Origin of the sequence: Rhodococcus sp. AD45-ID, from assembly GCF_003023755.1 — a bacterium.
GTDB classification, from domain to species: Bacteria; Actinomycetota; Actinomycetes; order Mycobacteriales; family Mycobacteriaceae; genus Rhodococcus_F; species Rhodococcus_F globerula.
Genome location: NZ_PYHL01000002.1, coordinates 84989 through 100356, shown reverse-complemented (window position 1 = coordinate 100356; position 15368 = coordinate 84989). Strand labels below are relative to the sequence as shown.

Sequence of the window (15368 nt, the reverse complement as noted above, 5' to 3'; positions counted from 1 at the left end):
ACCGAAAGGGCGCCTACTCACCCTCGTGAGTAGGCGCCCTTTTCTGAAGCAGAAAAACTTACAGAGCCTTGAGTTCTTCCGTGACCTCGGCGACGGACTTCTTCGCGTCACCGAAGAGCATCGACGTGCCCTCGGCGAAGAACAGCGGGTTGTCGATACCGGCGAAGCCGGAGTTCATCGAACGCTTGAGCACGATGACGGACTTCGACTGATCCACGTTCAGGATCGGCATACCGTGAATCGGCGAGTTCGGATCATTACGCGCCGACGGGTTGGTGACGTCGTTCGCGCCGATCACCAACGTGACGTCGGTGCGGGAGAACTCGTCGTTGATGTCGTCCATTTCCTTCATCGCGTCGTACGAGACATCCGCCTCGGCGAGAAGAACATTCATGTGACCGGGCATACGACCGGCAACGGGGTGAATGGCGTACTTGACCTCGACGCCCTTCGACTCGAGCAACTTCGCCATGTCCTTGACGGCGTGCTGAGCCTGCGCCACGGCCAAACCGTAACCGGGAACCACGATCACCTGATTGGCGTACGCCATCTGGATGGCAGCATCGGCCGCGGAGGTCGCCTTCGCGGTGCGCACGACACCGTCGGAGGATGCGGCTTCTCCGCCGCCGCCACCGAAACCGCCGGCAACAATAGCCGGGATGGAACGGTTCATGGCCTTCGCCATGAGGTTGGTCAAGATGGTGCCCGACGCGCCGACGATCATGCCGGCCACGATCATGGCCTGGTTGTCGAGCGCCAAACCTGCTGCGGCAGCCGACAAACCGGTGAGTGCGTTGAGCAGGGAGATCACGACGGGCATGTCGGCGCCGCCGATGGGCAGCACCACCATCAGCCCGAGGATGCCCGAGAGTACGAGGACACCGACGATCCAGAGGGAACTGGTCGGGCCTTCCGGGGAGATCGCCTTGATACCGATGATCACCGAAAATGCAACAGCGGCGATGAGCAGCAGAGCATTGAGGGGTTGCTGCAACTTGCCGATGCCGATCGGGCGACCCGGCAGGGCTTCCTGCAACTTCAGGAACGCAATCACGCTGCCCCAGAAGGAGATCGAACCGATCACCGCAGCGAAGAGCGATGCGATGACGATGTGCACCGTCGGGGACTCACCGTGCTGGAACGCGGTGAAACCGTCCGAGTCGAGAAATTCTGCGTACGCGATCAACGCGACAGTACCGCCGCCGACACCGTTGAACAGTGCCACCAACTGCGGCATGGCCGTCATCTTCGTGCGCAGCGCCGGCGGAACACCGAGCACAACACCGATGATCAGACCGGCCGCGATGAGGATCCAGTTCCCCATCTCCGTGTCACGGATGGAAATCAGCGTCGCGATGACGGCGATGAGCATGCCGACAGCGGCGATCTGGTTGCCGCGCACCGCGGTCTTCGGGCCGGTAAGACCCATGAGACCGTAGATGAACATCGAGAACGCGACAATGTACAAACCATTGACCAGGTATTCCATTACTGGTCACCATCCTTCGAAACAGTCTTGGCGGCGGGCTTGGCCTTGAACATCGCCAGCATGCGGTCCGTGACCACAAAGCCACCGACAACGTTGACCGTTCCGAAGACAAGTGCGACAAACAAGATGATCTGCAGTCCGATGGACGGATCGTGTACCTTGCCCAAAACCACGAGTGCGCCGAGGACGACGATGCCGTGGATGGCGTTGGTACCCGACATCAGCGGGGTGTGCAGAGTGTTCGGGACCTTCGAGATCACCGCGAAACCGACGAACCCGGACAACACCAGGATCGCGATATTCGACAACAACGATGTGTACATCAGGCGCCCTTCTCTTCACGGGTGACGCACGCACCGGCCAGAACCTCGTCGGAGAAATCGGGCGCGAGTGCGCCTTCCACCAACATCAGTTCGATCAGCGCGGAAATGTTCTTCGAGTACAGCTCCGAGGCATGCTCGGGCATCGACGCCGGCAAATTCAGCGGCGAGCAAATCGTGACGCCGTGCTTGACGACGGTCTGACCCGGCTCGGTCAACTCGCAGTTTCCGCCCGTCTCACCGGCAAGGTCCACGACAACGCTGCCGGGCTTCATACCCTCCACAGCGGCCGCGGTCACCAGACGCGGAGCGGGACGACCCGGAACCAACGCCGTGGTGATCACAACGTCGAAACCCTTGATGGCGTCTTCGAGAGCCTGCTGCTGCTTCGCGCGCTCGTCGTCGGTGAGCTCACGGGCGTATCCGCCCTCACCGGCTGCGTCGATACCGAGATCGAGCCACTGTGCGCCCACCGAGCGCACCTGATCGGCTACCTCAGGTCGCACGTCGTAGCCGGTGGCGCGGCCACCGAGACGCTTCGCCGTGGCCAGTGCCTGCAGACCGGCAACACCGACACCGAGAACAAGCACCGTCGCGGGCTTGACCGTACCGGCAGCCGTTGTGAGCATCGGGAAGAATCGCGTCGACTCCGACGCCGCCAGCAACACAGCCTTGTAGCCGGACACATTTGCCTGCGAGGACAGAGCGTCCATCACCTGGGCACGGGAAATACGCGGAATAGCTTCCACCGCATACCCCTCGATCCCGGCAGCCTTGAGCTCGGCGATGCGGTTGTCCGCGTTGCGCGGGTTCAGGAACCCGATCAACTTGGCGCCGGAGCTGATCTTGCCGATCTCGTCCGACGACGGCGGCGCGACCTTGACCACAACATCGGCGGTCCACGGATCGCCGATCTTCGCGCCGGCAGCGGTGTACAACTCGTCCGGGATCAACGCACCCAGACCGGCACCGGACTCGACAACAACGTCGACGCCCTTACCGATCAGAGCCGCCACGATCTTCGGCACCAACGCGACCCGACGCTCACCGTCACTCGACTCCCGAGGGACGCCGACCGACGGACGCACTTGTGCGCTCTTCGATGTTTCCATTTGTTCCATTACCTTCTGCGGTTGGTGGTTCGCCTGCTGCGATGAGCGGCGGCCAACATGGGATGAGCGGAAGATGACCCGCTTTTGGGTGAATGGTGACTGATACTAGCCAGACTTCTCCGTGCAAAGTGAACACGGAGAACTACTTTCTTCATCTGAATCGAGTCCGAACAGTATCTTTACCTATGTACAAGTCAGTATAATGTGAGCCCCATCACATCGGGGTGTCGACCAATTCCACGATGTGAACCACAATCGATGCATGAGGTGTCGATCGTGAAGCGTCGAAAAATTGTCGTAGAACGGATCTACGAACAGTCCGGTTCGGAAAACGCGGTGCGGTTGTTAGTGGATCGGCTTTGGCCGCGCGGGATACGACGCGACGAGTTGTCGTTCGACGACTGGGCCAAGGAATTGGCCCCATCTTCCGAACTACGAAAGTGGTACGGCCACGACACGACTCGCTTCGACACGTTTTCCGCGAGATATCGCGCAGAACTCGACGCACGTCCTGTCCGCGAGTACCTGGCGCGCGTCACACCCGCAGCGGACCCGCACCCCATCGTGCTGCTCACCGCGAGCAAGGACCTCACCCACAGCCACGCGTCGGTGCTGGCCGACTATCTCCGAACAATGGTGTAACGATTGATCAACTATTCACATACTGGGATCGCAACTTGTGCTTGACGAGTTTTCCCGTGGCAGTTCGAGGTAATTCGTCGGCGAAATCGATGGACCGCGGCGCCTTGAAATGCGAAACGCGATCACGCACGTACTTCAGCAATTCTTCGGCGACATCTGCCGAAGGCTCGATTCCGTCCACTAACTGGACGACCGCCTTGACTTGTTCACCCATCTCGTCGTCGGGAATTCCGATTACCGCGACGTCGAAAACCTTCGGGTGGAGAGTCAGAACATTCTCCGACTCCTGCGGATAGATATTGACGCCGCCCGAAATAATGGTGAATGCCGCCCGATCGGTGAGATAGAGGAACCTCTCGTCGTCGATGTACCCGATGTCGCCGCTCGTGGTCCAGTTCGGATGATCGGGGTGCTGCGCGGACGCAGTTTTCTCCGGATCGTTGTGATAGCGGAACGGCAACTTCTCACGTTCCCAGAAGACTGTGCCGACCTCACCGACGGGAAGGTCCGCGCCGGAATCGTCACAGATATGGACAATCCCCATTACTCCGTCACGACCGACCGAACCTGGATGCGACAGCGACTGCTCGCTGTTGATGAATGTCGCGCCCGCACCTTCCGTCGACGCGTAGTACTCGTTGATCACCGGACCCCACCAGTCGATCATCGACGCTTTGACCTCCGGCGGGCACGGTGCCGCGGCATGAATGGCCACCTTCATGCTCGACACGTCGTATCCGAGTCGTGTCTCCTCGGGAAGTTTGAGCATCCGCACAAACATCGTCGGCACCCACTGACTGTGCGTGACGCCGTACTCGCCGATCAGAGACAGCGCCGTCTCGGCGTCGAAGCTGTCCATCAAGATCACTGTGCCGCCCACCGAGTTGATGACCCCGCAGAACCGCAGCGGCGCAGCATGATAGATCGGCGCCGGGCACAAATAGACTGTGCTGGAATCGAATCCGTACATCGGCGCGAACACGGCGGTAAACGGATCCATCGTGACGTCGACTTCACCTTCCGGCAGATCTCCCTTGATCCCTTTGGGGCGACCGGTTGTTCCCGAGGAATACAGCATGTCCGTGCCGCGGGGTTGCAAATCCAAAGGCTCCGTCGATTGCGCCGAGACAGCCGCGTCGTAGTCTTCGAATCCCGCGAGCTCACCCCCGTACACCAATCTGTGGAGAACTCGCGGCGTCAGCGCCGGATCTGTCGGAACAGCGTGTGCTGCTCCAGCGGACGCGATCAGTACTTTCGCCTCGCAATCGTCGACGATGTACGCCGACTCCTGCGCCGTCAGGTGACAGTTGACTGCGGTGATGTAGAAGCCGGACCGCAGTGCGGCCCAATACACTTCGAACGCACGCAAGTCGTTGTTCGATATGAGCGCAACATGATCGCCAGGCTTCATCCCCAGCCCGCGCAGATGCCGGGCGAGTGCGATCGACCGCTCGTCGAGTTCCCGGTACGTGATCGACTCACCGGTCGACGGACGGATGATCGCCGGCTTGTCCGGTGTGGAAGCAACAAAATTTCCAGGAAACACGCGCACTCCTCAATCAGCTTCTCGTCCGTCCACCCCGGTCTATCACAAGGCGGCGCGGTCCGATTCGATTTCGGCAGAACGGCACCGTTGGCTCGGCGGCCGAACTTTCTCGCCCTACAGTGAGAAGTCAGTGAACCATCGAAATCTACGGAGAAAAGTCTTATGAGCGACTGGCCCCAGGAATCCGTCACCGGTTTGTTGATCGAGCAATGGCAGGTCATCGACTCGCTTCTGTCCGCCCTCGACGGCGACGCCTGGTTCTCCCCCACCAATCTGCCGGGGTGGACGGTGCACGACATCACCGCGCACCTGATCGGAACCGAATCGCTGCTCTCGGGAATCGAACCGCCGACCACAGACGTCAACGTTCACGCCCTCCCCCACGTTCACAACGAGATCGGCGCATTCAACGAGCGCTGGGTCGAGGGACTTCGACGGGTCCCGTCGCCGCAACTACTCGAGCAGTACCGCGAGATCACGTCTGCTCGCACCGCTACCCTTCGCACTTTGAGCGAATCCGATTGGAATGCAGAGTCTTCCACTCCCGTCGGCCCGGCGCCGTACGGCCGCTTCATGCGAATCCGATTGTTCGACTGCTGGCTACACGAGCTCGACATCCGCGACGCCGTCAGGGCTCCCGGAGACGAGGGCGGTCCGCGCGCGGAAATGGCGTTCAAGGAAATCTCGAGTTCCCTCGGATTTGTTGTCGGCAAACGGGGCAAGGCACCGGACGGCTCGCGCATCACCTTCGATCTCGGCGGCCCGCTGACCCGCGAACTACACATCGCCGTCGACGGTCGCGCCGCTCTGGTTCCGACGCTCGATGAGCCGCCCACCGTGACCGTGCGGATGAGTTCCTCGCTCTTCACGAGACTTGCCTGCGGACGGGTCCGCGCGGCTGATCATCTTGACGAGATCACGATCGTAGGCGATCACGCGCTCGGCAAACGGATTCTCGACAACCTTGCGTTCACGATCTGAACCACGCCGTCCGATGAAGTTGTTCCTGGCGTCGTACCGGTTCGGCGACCACCACACACGGTTCGCGGAACTGGTCGGCCCTGGCGCTCGGATCGCCGTCATCGCGGCGGCCGCAGACGCTTGGCCGGCAGCCGCCCGAGCGTCCGCGGTCACCAGCGAACTGACGCCACTACGCCGAGCGGGATACGACGCCGAGGAACTCGACATCCGCGACTACGCTCCCTCACCCGACGCACTGGAGCACGCACTGCGGACGTTCGACTGCGTCTGGGTCCGCGGCGGAAACACCTTTGTCCTGCGGGCGCAGTTAGCGCGGACGGGAGCGGACGACGTCCTCGAACGCCTTGTCCGTAATGGAGATCTTGCCTACGCGGGATACAGCGCCGGCGCTGCTGTGGCCACACCGACCTTGACCGGGTTGGACGTCACCGATGATCCGTCCGATGTACTGGCCACGTGCGGAATCGAGACGGTGTGGACCGGGCTCGGACTCGTCGATTTCGCGATTGTTCCACACGGCGGTGGTTCTGTACTCGAGGATCCTGCGGCCACGGCACGAACAATCGCCATACTTACAAAAGAACGGATTCCGTTTAGGGTGCTGAGCGATCAGCAGGTTGTGGTTGTCGACGGCGGCGAGGCAGACGTCATCTGACGACCTCAGTCGTCAGTTGCCCTTCAACCGTGCTCGGCGACGGGCGCCGGGTGAACGCTATGTGACTGGCGATCGAGTCGCGCCCACGCGATTTCCCACCGCTTGACCGACACTTCGTCCGCATCTTCGAGGAGCGCGTCGAGAAGGAGCCGTGGGTTCTTGTGCCACGCGAGTTCTGCCGCTCGAACCTCGGCCGCGGAAAAGAGTCCGGATGCCGCAAGGTCGCGGATCCAGTCGTCGATCTCGCCGCGGTGAATGCGTGCAATCGTCTCGTATCCGATGTGCTCATCGAGGAAGTCGTACGAAAATATTGCAGCCAGGTAACTGTTCGACTCACGCTGTCCGAAAATCATGTGCGTTCCTTCCTCGAAGTGTTCGACGACGATGTGACGACTGCCCGTTGCCTGGATGCACCCGAGACCTTTTTCCGGTGACCCTGTAACGCTTCGTTTATCCCCGACGATGCACACGCTAACCCCCCAAGGCTTCGTTTGGGTTGCGCTCTGGAAAACGTTGCCGTGTCAGTGCCTATTCGAGACCTAAGGCCATCGCCTTCACGACATTGGTCCATATCTGGAGCCAGTCGGCCTGACCTGCGATTTGCCCGTTTTTTCGGCCTCCAGGAGAGCAACACGCCCGGTTGCGAAAAAATCTTTTTCAACTATCTCATCAGGTGGGATCGTTACGGTAGCAAATCACATGTATCGCCGTTTTCCCATGCATCTTCACACCAAGAATCCCTAGTACACAGCCTATTTCTGACGACACAACGCCCTACACGATCAGCTTTGAACGGCTGTCCAATTGGGCGAGCAGCAATCGAAGACCGCTGACTCGAAGCGCCTCCCGCGCCGTCCACAGACCCGGGTACCGTCGAGGAGACATCCCTCACCGATACGGAGCCACCAACAATGACCGACAAGATCGTGCACAACGTCGACGAGAGCCGCTTCGATATTTATTCGGACGACGAACTCGCAGGTTTTGCGGAGTATTCCGAATCGGATGGTGTGCGCGATTTCCACCACACCGTCACCTACCCGCAATTCCGTGGCCGTGGGCTCGCTGCCGTCGTCGTGCGGCAAGCCCTCACACAAACGCAGTCGGACGGCAAGAAGATCGTCCCGTCCTGCTCGTACGTCGAAAAGTTCGTCGCGCAGAATCCGGAGTTTCAGATCCTCCTGTAACTCGCTTGTTGCCTCGGGGATAACTGACCCCGAGGCCGAGCGAGCCGTCAAAAATCAGTCGCGGACATGACGCGCGTCGGGCAGTGTTGGTCGGGCAGTGTTGATGGAAACAGCACTTTTGCTGCCCCGCTGCCCGGAAGGAATGTCCGTGACTGTCACGCCCCGACTCGGACGCGCGGGCACGTCCGAACAGATCCACTACCTTCCGTTGGTTCTGATCAACCTCGCGACGCTGTTCTCCGCAATCGGAAACGGCATCTCCATGGTGGTCATCCCCTGGCTCGTTCTCGAGCGCACCGGGCGCGCCACCGACGCGGCAATTGTTGCCGGTGCCGCCGCCGTGCCACTACTGATCGCAAGTTTGTTCTCCGGCACTCTCGTCGATCGATTCGGTCGTCGGCGCACCTCGCTGGTGTCCGACGCGTTGTCCGCTGTGTCGGCTTCGGCAATTCCCATCTTCGCGGTCACCTCAGGTCTGAGCATTCCGGTGATCGCCGCTCTCGCTGCGCTCGGTGCAACATTCGATCCGGCCGGCATGGCAGCGCGAGAATCGATGCTGCCGGCGGCGACGCGCGCCGCGGGGTGGAAGCTCGATCGGACCAACAGCCTGTACGAGGCGAACTACAACGTCGCGTATCTGATCGGTCCCGGAGTCGGCGGCGTCCTGATCGCCACGATCGGCGCGGTCAGCACCCTCTGGGTGACTGCGGCGGGGTTCGTGCTTTCGATCATCGTCGTTGCCTTCATCCGTCTGGCCGACGCCGGAACACCAGACCCCGGCCTACGTCCGGCGTCCATCTGGCACGGCACACTCGAGGGCTTGAAGTTCGTGTGGAACAACAAGCTTCTCCGAACTCTGGCACTGGTCGACATGGCCGTCGTGGCTTTGTACATGCCGGTGGAGAGTGTTGTTTTCCCCGTGTATTTCACCGAGCTCGATCAACCCGCACAGCTCGGGTCGGTGTTGATGGCGTTGGCGATCGGTGGAATCGTGGGCGCCTTGGCGTACGCGCCGCTTGCTCCCCTGATGTCTCGGCGACTGATCATGATCTGTGCAGTCGGCGTGCTCGGCGTTGCCATGCTCGCGATGGCCCTGCTCCCGCCGTTGTGGGTGATTCTGGTCCTGGCGGGCCTGCAAGGTCTTGTGTACGGCCCGGTGGGGCCGATAGCCAACTACGCCATGCAGACTCGCAGCCCCGAGCACATGCGAGGCCGGGTTGTCGGTGTGATGACGTCGACGGCCTACGCCGCCGGTCCACTCGGATACCTCGTTGTCGGCCCACTTCTCGATCAGCTCGGTATTGCATCAACCTTTGTGGCACTGTCGATTCCGATCGTTGTCATCGCGATCGTGTGCGCGGCGCTTCCGGTGCTGCGCGAACTCGATCACCCCTGACCGCTATTTGAATCCCATCACCTCGGTCCCCCAGGCGATGCGCAGCACCTCGTCAGCGTCGTGGACCAACGAGTCCGGCGAATCGATCAGTAGCGTGGATCGAGCCTCTTCGTCATACGGCGGCCAGTGTTTGGACCCGTCGAGCGCGGCCGGCACTCCATGCCGGGCAAATGCCAGCCACCGTCGTTGCATCCGACCGGCCACCTCCATTGCAGCCTTGCGTCCACCCAACCAGAATGTCGGATCGACGTCCAGGGTTCCGAAATTGCCGAAAACATACGGCAATTCGGTTGCGTGCCCGGCTCCGATGCGCGCGGCCTTGAGCATGGGCGTGGCGTGGTCGAATCGATAGAGCCACGTCGGCGAGTGCCGTGCATGCGCGTCGGCAATCCATAGTGTCGGCATCCGAAACGCCGCGTCACGCGAGAGCGCCAAGGCACCGCTGGGTTTGGCGTGATCAGGATAGGCGGACATGATCTCGGCCAGCCGCGTCGGCGAAATGTCCGGGTGGTCGTCGGCCAGTGCCTGCAGCATCGCCTCCACCGACTGCGCACTCACCGGCATCAACGGCGATTTCATGAATTTGAAGATCGACGCCTCGTCCTTGTTCGATCCGATGATCAGTGGGATTCTGTGGGCATACCCCTTCTGGAAAGCTGCAACGGGGTAGTGCGGCACCAGATCTCGATCCACCACTGGGGCCATGGCGAGGGTTCCTGGAATGCGGGTCGGGATTTCGTTGACCAGTTCGTCACCGGCCTTGATGATCAGTTCGAGATCGGCGTCGATCAGATCGCCGGCATCGCCTGGGGCAATCGAGATCAGTTCGAGGAAGCGGAGTGCCACCGAGCGCGCGCGATCACGTCCGTATACCGATGTGGCCGGCGGGCTTTGAGCGATCGCGCGATGAAATAGGCCTTCGGCTGTTGGGCACGTCATCAACGTCGTGATGGAACCGGCACCCGACGACTCCCCGAATACCGTCACCTCACCCGGGTCACCGCCAAACGCAGCAATGTTGTCACGCACCCACTCGAGCGCTGCAATCTGGTCGCGCAAGCCACAATTCGACTCGAACACCACGTTTGGTGTCGAGAAGGAAGACAAGTCCAGGAACCCCATCGCGCCGACGCGGTAGTTGAACGAGACGAGAACAACGTCACCGGTCTCCGCCAGGTGCCGACCGTCGTAGATGCTTTGGGCTGCCGAACCCAGACAATAGGCACCGCCGTGAATCCACACCATAACCGGCCGCGGCGTGCCGTCTGGTCGTGGCGCCCACACATTGACGGACAGACAATCCTCGTCGACCACAAACGCCCGATCTATCGGCACCGCCGGGCTTTGCCCCTGCGGTGCGATGGGACCGAAGGCGCGGCCATCCCGCACGCCGTCCCATGGTTCGGCCGGTAGTGGCGCTCGGAACCTTCGCTCCCCGGTCGGGGCGGCCGCGTACGGGATACCCTTCCAGGCGAAAACCGAACCATCGGCATATCCCCGGACGTCACCGGCTGGGGTATGGACGACAAGGGTGCTCTCGCCTGTGTCTCCCGGTCGAATCTCGGTGTCCATGCCTGAATCTCCTCACGACCTCGACTTTGAGAGAATCTGTCCCAAACCTACCAATTTCCGAGAGGTGGGGACGAGCAACGAAAAGCGGCGGTGTTAAGGTCGCCTTGTTCTGACACGGGGTGCTCCGCATGGGCGGGGCTGAGATCAAACCCGGGAACCTGATCAGGTAATGCTGACGAAGGGATGTCATGGCTACCACACAGCCTGCATACAGTTCTGCCGAAAATACGTCCGTCTCGAACACGGCGCTCATCGAATCGACTTCGGACCGATTCACCGACCGCCTCTGGGACGAGACCAAAGTGCTGCGTGAGTCCATCGACTCACTCGAATTCCTGCGCCGACTCGGCGACGGCACCTTGCCGCTCGACGCGTTCCGCACCTACATCGAGCAAGACAAGCTCTATCTCGAGGGGTACTCCCAAGCGCTGTCTCTTGTTGCCGCTCACGCCCCGAACCCGCAGGCAGCGGGATTCTGGTCCAACTCCGCATCCACGGCAGCCACAGTCGAGTCGTCACTGCATGACGGCCTTCTCGCCGGCGGGATTCTGCCGGCCGAGACCAGTCGGCTCGAGCATTCACAAGCCTGCTTGGGATACGTGTCCTATCTGATCGCGACTGCCGCCACCGCGCCGTACGCCGTCTCGGCCGCTGCGGTACTCCCCTGCTTCTGGATTTACGCCGAGGTCGGCCGCGACCTGGCCGCGTCAGCGCGGGAAGTTCTGGATGCAGATCCGACGCATCCCTACGCGCAGTGGGTCAGCACCTACGACGCGCCGGAGTTCCACGAGTCCGTCGCGAAGGCACGGGAGCTCGTCGACGCAGCAGCCGACGCCGCTACCGAAGCAGATCGAGAAGCGATGAGCGAGGCGTTCCGAATCGCAAGTCGATTCGAGCTGATGTTCTGGGATTCGGCATTGCACCCGCAGCCTTGGCCCGCGTCATGATCTCGGTAAGGCGTGTTCTCGCCACGACCGCAGCTCTCGCAGCCACACTGACCATGATCAGTGGATGTTCCAGTGGCACAGAATCTTCGGATGCCATCCGGTTTGCACTCGACTGGACTCCCAACACCAACCACACCGGGCTCTACGTCGCGATGCAGGAGGGCTACTTCGACGACGCCGGACTGGACGTGTCGATCCTTCCCTACAACAACACCTCCCCCGACACCCTGGTGGATGCCGGCAACGCCGAGTTCGGGATCAGCACCCAGAGCCAGGCGACGTTCGCTCGCGCTGCGGGCGCGGACACGGTCTCCGTCATCGCGCCACTTCAGCACCGTGCCACTGGAATCGGCGTCAAAGCCGACCGATCGGACATCACCCGTCCGCGGGATCTCGACGGCAAGGTCTACGCCGGCTTCGGCGATCCCGGCGAGGTCGAAACGCTGCAACAGGTGATTCGCAATGACGGCGGGACCGGCGACTTCACGACCGTCACGTTGGGTACGTCCGCCTACGAAGCTGTGTATTCGGGGCAGGCTGATTTCACGGTGTCCTACTTTGCGTGGGAAGGTCTCGAAGCGGAGCGCAACGGAACCCCGATGCGCTACTTCCAGTACACCGATTACGGATTTCCCGACGCGTATTCCATTGTGATCAACGGTAATCAGCAGTGGATGAAGGATCACCCCGAGGAAGCTGCCAAGTTCGTCAAGGCCGTGCAGCGCGGATATCAGACCGCCGCCGAGGATCCCGATCGCGCTGCACAGGATCTCATCGATGCCAATCCCGGCGCCTTCACCGACGAGGACCTCGTGCGGGACAGCCAACGGATGCTTGCCGCTGATTACATGTTGGACGCAAACGGCGTTGTCGGAACCCAGAATCTCGAAACATGGTCCGGCTATTCGGGTTTCCTCTTCGACAACGGCCTACTGGCAGGCCCGGACGGCAATACGCTGACTCAGAAACCGAATTGGTCGGAATACTTCACCAATGAGTACCTCGACGCGCCCTGAAGTGGCGACTCGATGGGGATCCGTCACACGGCGAGCGTTGCCTGCGCTCGCCGTGGTGATCTTGCTCGTTGCGGCCTGGCAGATCTACGTCGATGTCAGCGGCATCCGTCCCCAAGTTCTGCCGTCGCCAGGCCGAGTGCTCTCGCAGGGGTGGAACAACCGCGACGTGATCTCCGGCCATGCGTTGTCGACGCTTCAGGTGACGCTGATCGGATTCACCGTCTCTTTGGCACTCGCATGGATTCTTGCTGTGGTGGTGGACTTTTCACCATGGCTCTCGCGCGCGTTGGTTCCACTGTTTGTCGTCTCGCAGACGTTGCCGATCATCGCGATCGCCCCACTCATGATCATCTGGTTCGGATTCGGACTGTTGCCGAAGGTTCTGGTGATCGCGCTGGCAACGTTCTTCCCGATGACTATCGGTTTGATCGAGGGTTTTGCCGCGGCCGATCGTGAAGCCGGTGCGCTCCTGCGCAGCATGGGTGCCTCCCGCTGGCAAGAATTCCGGTACGTGCGACTCCCGTCGGCAATTCCACGGTTCTTCACGGCGCTGCGCATCGGTATCACCTACGCCGTCGTGGGGGCGGTGTTCTCCGAATACGTCGGCGCGACCTCCGGTTTGGGCATCTACATGAGCACCCAGAAGAATTCCTTCCGCACCGACCTGGTCCTTGCTGCGGTTCTGGTGACCGCTCTGATCAGTGTCACCTTGTACCTACTGACCTTTGCGGTGGAACGCGTCGTTGCGCCGTGGGCTCTGAGCGAAAGGACACCGCGATGAGCACCGAACGCATTGTCGACGTGGCCTCACTCAGCAAGGAATTCAGCACCCGGGCAGACACGCGACAGGTTCTCGACGACGTGTCGTTCTACGCTGCCCCAGGCGAATTCGTGTCGATCATCGGACCGAGTGGATGCGGCAAGAGCACCATCTTCAATGTCTTAGCCGGACTCGAAACACCCACGTCGGGAACCATCTCCGTTGGTCTACCGGACTCGGGAAGCGGCATCCCGACTGCCTACATGCCTCAGAAGGATCTCCTGTTTCCGTGGCGTTCGGTTCTCGACAACACCGCACTGGGACTCGAAGTACAGGGTGTGCCGCGGAAAACCGCACGCAACAAGGCACGAGAGCTGTTTGCCGCCTTCGGACTGTCGGGTTTCGAGAATGCCACTCCGTCGCAACTGTCGGGAGGCATGCGCCAGCGGGCTGCCCTGCTGCGCACCGTAGTTCAGGGCAAGCCCGTTCTGCTGCTCGACGAACCGTTCGGCGCCCTCGACTCGTTGACCCGAACCGAAATGCAGTCCTGGCTCCAGGATGTGTGGCAGCAGTATCGGTGGACAGTTCTGATGATCACCCACGACATTCGTGAGGCCATCTATCTGTCCGATCGCGTCGTCGTTCTCTCCGCACGGCCCGCCACGGTCAAACGCGTCGTCGACGTGCCACTTCCGCGCCCCCGCGAACTTGACATGATCACCTCGCCAGAATTTGCCGCGGTCGAGCGCGAATTGCTCCAGGTGCTGCACAGCGAGACTTTGACCGCACTGTCCGATCAGTCCCCTCCTGGCGATTACTGAAGATAAGCTGAGAGTCACACGCAGTTCACCGAGAGTTCAGGCCAGACCGATTGATCGACGCCCAGGTCAACCCTCGGAAATATCTATTGGCGACCAAAACTGCTCACTACCAGAGAGATCGCGCTCGCCGAAATTCAAGTATGTGTGTCGGACGTTCCACAAAACTCTCCGGTAACGTAGTGTGGACCGCCTACGCAACCACTCACCGCAAGGTAACTGGCGAGTGATGCTTGCGTGGCAGGACCCCACCGCAACAGATTTGGAAAGGGACAGTGTGAGCACACTGCAGTCAGGCCAGAGTCTCGCTATCGGCCAGGAACTTAAGTCCGACAACGGTTCCTACGCCCTCACCCTGCAGGAAGACGGCAACCTGGTTCTCTCCGAGGACGGCCGCGCAGTCTGGGCAGCCGGCACAAACGGATCGGGCGCTAACCGCGCGGACGTGCAGGCTGACGGCAACTTCGTCCTCTACAAGGACGGGGACGCAGTCTGGGCATCGCAGACCTCCGGCAACGAAGGGGTCTCCCTCTCGGTGCAGGACGATCGCAACGTCGTTCTGTCCGCAGGCGACCGCATCCTGTGGTCCACTGACACCGCCGTCGCAGCTCCCGCACCTGAGCCCACCCCGGAGCCTGCCCCGGCAGCACCGGAGCCCGAACCGGCTCCCGCCGCTCCGGCAGCGCAGACCTACACGGTCGAAGGCGGCGACACCCTCTGGGCGATCGCCGAACGCTTCTACGGCGACGGCAACCAGTACCAGCGCATCGCCGATGCCAACGGTATTGCCAACCCGGATCTCATCAACGCCGGCCAGGTTTTGACCATCCCGGCATAGCCTGTTTCGCCGCGAGGCCCCGGGCGTTCAACGCCCGGGGTTTTGCACGTGAAGCGGCCTTTGTGTTCTACAACACACTTATTCGCGTC

16 protein-coding genes and 1 riboswitch are annotated in these 15368 nt (G+C 61.3%); of the genes, 10 read left to right on the top strand and 6 right to left on the bottom strand.

Features of this window, described 5'->3' with window-relative positions; genetic code table 11:
• Nucleotides 1–58: 58 nt before the first annotated feature.
• The 3 genes from C7T36_RS16605 to C7T36_RS16595 are packed head-to-tail and all read right to left on the bottom strand — an operon-like array spanning nucleotide 59 to nucleotide 2921.
• Nucleotides 59–1489 carry an NAD(P)(+) transhydrogenase (Re/Si-specific) subunit beta gene (locus C7T36_RS16605; RefSeq protein ID WP_045071398.1) on the bottom strand — a complete coding sequence of 477 codons (1431 nt, stop codon included), beginning with the start codon at nucleotides 1487–1489 and terminating at the stop codon, nucleotides 59–61.
• Nucleotides 1489–1812, bottom strand: coding sequence for an NAD(P) transhydrogenase subunit alpha (locus C7T36_RS16600; protein WP_033236042.1), 324 nt, complete (start codon nucleotides 1810–1812; stop codon nucleotides 1489–1491). Before C7T36_RS16600 ends, C7T36_RS16605 begins: the two co-directional genes overlap by 1 nt.
• The gene (locus tag C7T36_RS16595) at nucleotides 1812–2921 is read right to left on the bottom strand and encodes a Re/Si-specific NAD(P)(+) transhydrogenase subunit alpha (RefSeq protein ID WP_045071404.1); all 1110 of its coding nucleotides are present in this window, start codon (nucleotides 2919–2921) and stop codon (nucleotides 1812–1814) included. The genes C7T36_RS16600 and C7T36_RS16595 overlap by 1 nt, the downstream gene beginning before the upstream one ends.
• A 276-nt stretch (nucleotides 2922–3197) precedes the next feature.
• On the opposite strand from C7T36_RS16595, the gene C7T36_RS16590 reads away from it, so the two are divergent.
• Complete coding sequence (locus C7T36_RS16590; protein WP_106939802.1) at nucleotides 3198–3563, top strand: DUF488 domain-containing protein; 366 nt, start codon at nucleotides 3198–3200, stop codon at nucleotides 3561–3563.
• A 7-nt stretch (nucleotides 3564–3570) separates the two neighbouring features.
• Here the strand turns inward: C7T36_RS16590 and C7T36_RS16585 are convergent, their stop codons facing one another.
• The gene (locus C7T36_RS16585; RefSeq protein ID WP_045071510.1) at nucleotides 3571–5109 is read right to left on the bottom strand and encodes an AMP-binding protein; all 1539 of its coding nucleotides are present in this window, start codon (nucleotides 5107–5109) and stop codon (nucleotides 3571–3573) included.
• 162 nt (nucleotides 5110–5271) lie between these two features.
• Between C7T36_RS16585 and C7T36_RS16580 the strand changes: the two genes are divergently transcribed.
• Together C7T36_RS16580 and C7T36_RS16575 are read left to right on the top strand one after the other, a co-directional pair.
• Nucleotides 5272–6090, top strand: coding sequence for a maleylpyruvate isomerase family mycothiol-dependent enzyme (locus C7T36_RS16580; RefSeq protein ID WP_045071406.1), 819 nt, complete (start codon nucleotides 5272–5274; stop codon nucleotides 6088–6090).
• A 13-nt stretch (nucleotides 6091–6103) separates the two neighbouring features.
• The gene (locus C7T36_RS16575) at nucleotides 6104–6745 is read left to right on the top strand and encodes a Type 1 glutamine amidotransferase-like domain-containing protein (protein ID WP_045071407.1); all 642 of its coding nucleotides are present in this window, start codon (nucleotides 6104–6106) and stop codon (nucleotides 6743–6745) included.
• A 23-nt stretch (nucleotides 6746–6768) separates the two neighbouring features.
• Here C7T36_RS16575 and C7T36_RS16570 read toward each other — a convergent pair whose 3' ends face one another.
• On the bottom strand, nucleotides 6769–7098 hold the full coding sequence (locus tag C7T36_RS16570) for a hypothetical protein (protein ID WP_033236037.1): 330 nt from the start codon (nucleotides 7096–7098) through the stop codon (nucleotides 6769–6771).
• Between the two features lie 558 nt (nucleotides 7099–7656).
• Here C7T36_RS16570 and C7T36_RS16565 point away from each other — a divergent pair.
• Nucleotides 7657–7932 (top strand): GNAT family N-acetyltransferase, encoded by a 276-nt coding sequence (locus tag C7T36_RS16565; RefSeq protein ID WP_045071408.1) that lies wholly within the window; start codon nucleotides 7657–7659, stop codon nucleotides 7930–7932.
• A gap of 148 nt (nucleotides 7933–8080) precedes the next feature.
• Nucleotides 8081–9328: an MFS transporter gene (locus tag C7T36_RS16560; RefSeq protein ID WP_233364420.1), complete on the top strand. Its 1248-nt coding sequence runs from the start codon at nucleotides 8081–8083 to the stop codon at nucleotides 9326–9328.
• Nucleotides 9329–9331: 3 nt separating this feature from the next.
• Here the strand turns inward: C7T36_RS16560 and C7T36_RS16555 are convergent, their stop codons facing one another.
• A complete protein-coding gene (locus tag C7T36_RS16555; RefSeq protein WP_045071410.1) occupies nucleotides 9332–10900 on the bottom strand; it encodes a carboxylesterase/lipase family protein in 1569 nt (522 codons plus the stop codon).
• A gap of 105 nt (nucleotides 10901–11005) precedes the next feature.
• A riboswitch (TPP riboswitch) is annotated at nucleotides 11006–11101 on the top strand.
• Here C7T36_RS16555 and C7T36_RS16550 point away from each other — a divergent pair.
• The 5 genes from C7T36_RS16550 (at nucleotide 11089) to C7T36_RS16530 (ending at nucleotide 15279) form a co-directional block, all read left to right on the top strand.
• On the top strand, nucleotides 11089–11847 hold the full coding sequence (locus C7T36_RS16550; protein ID WP_045071412.1) for a TenA family protein: 759 nt from the start codon (nucleotides 11089–11091) through the stop codon (nucleotides 11845–11847). Its footprint overlaps the riboswitch before it by 13 nt.
• Entirely contained in the window at nucleotides 11844–12863 is a 1020-nt protein-coding gene (locus tag C7T36_RS16545; RefSeq protein WP_045071414.1) for an ABC transporter substrate-binding protein, read from the top strand. The genes C7T36_RS16550 and C7T36_RS16545 overlap by 4 nt, the downstream gene beginning before the upstream one ends.
• Nucleotides 12841–13644 (top strand): ABC transporter permease, encoded by an 804-nt coding sequence (locus C7T36_RS16540; protein WP_045071416.1) that lies wholly within the window; start codon nucleotides 12841–12843, stop codon nucleotides 13642–13644. Before C7T36_RS16545 ends, C7T36_RS16540 begins: the two co-directional genes overlap by 23 nt.
• Nucleotides 13641–14444, top strand: a complete 804-nt coding sequence (locus C7T36_RS16535) for an ABC transporter ATP-binding protein (RefSeq protein WP_045071419.1) — start codon at nucleotides 13641–13643, stop codon at nucleotides 14442–14444. Before C7T36_RS16540 ends, C7T36_RS16535 begins: the two co-directional genes overlap by 4 nt.
• A gap of 226 nt (nucleotides 14445–14670) precedes the next feature.
• A complete protein-coding gene (locus tag C7T36_RS16530; protein WP_045071421.1) occupies nucleotides 14671–15279 on the top strand; it encodes a LysM peptidoglycan-binding domain-containing protein in 609 nt (202 codons plus the stop codon).
• The last annotated feature ends 89 nt before the right edge of the window (nucleotides 15280–15368 follow it).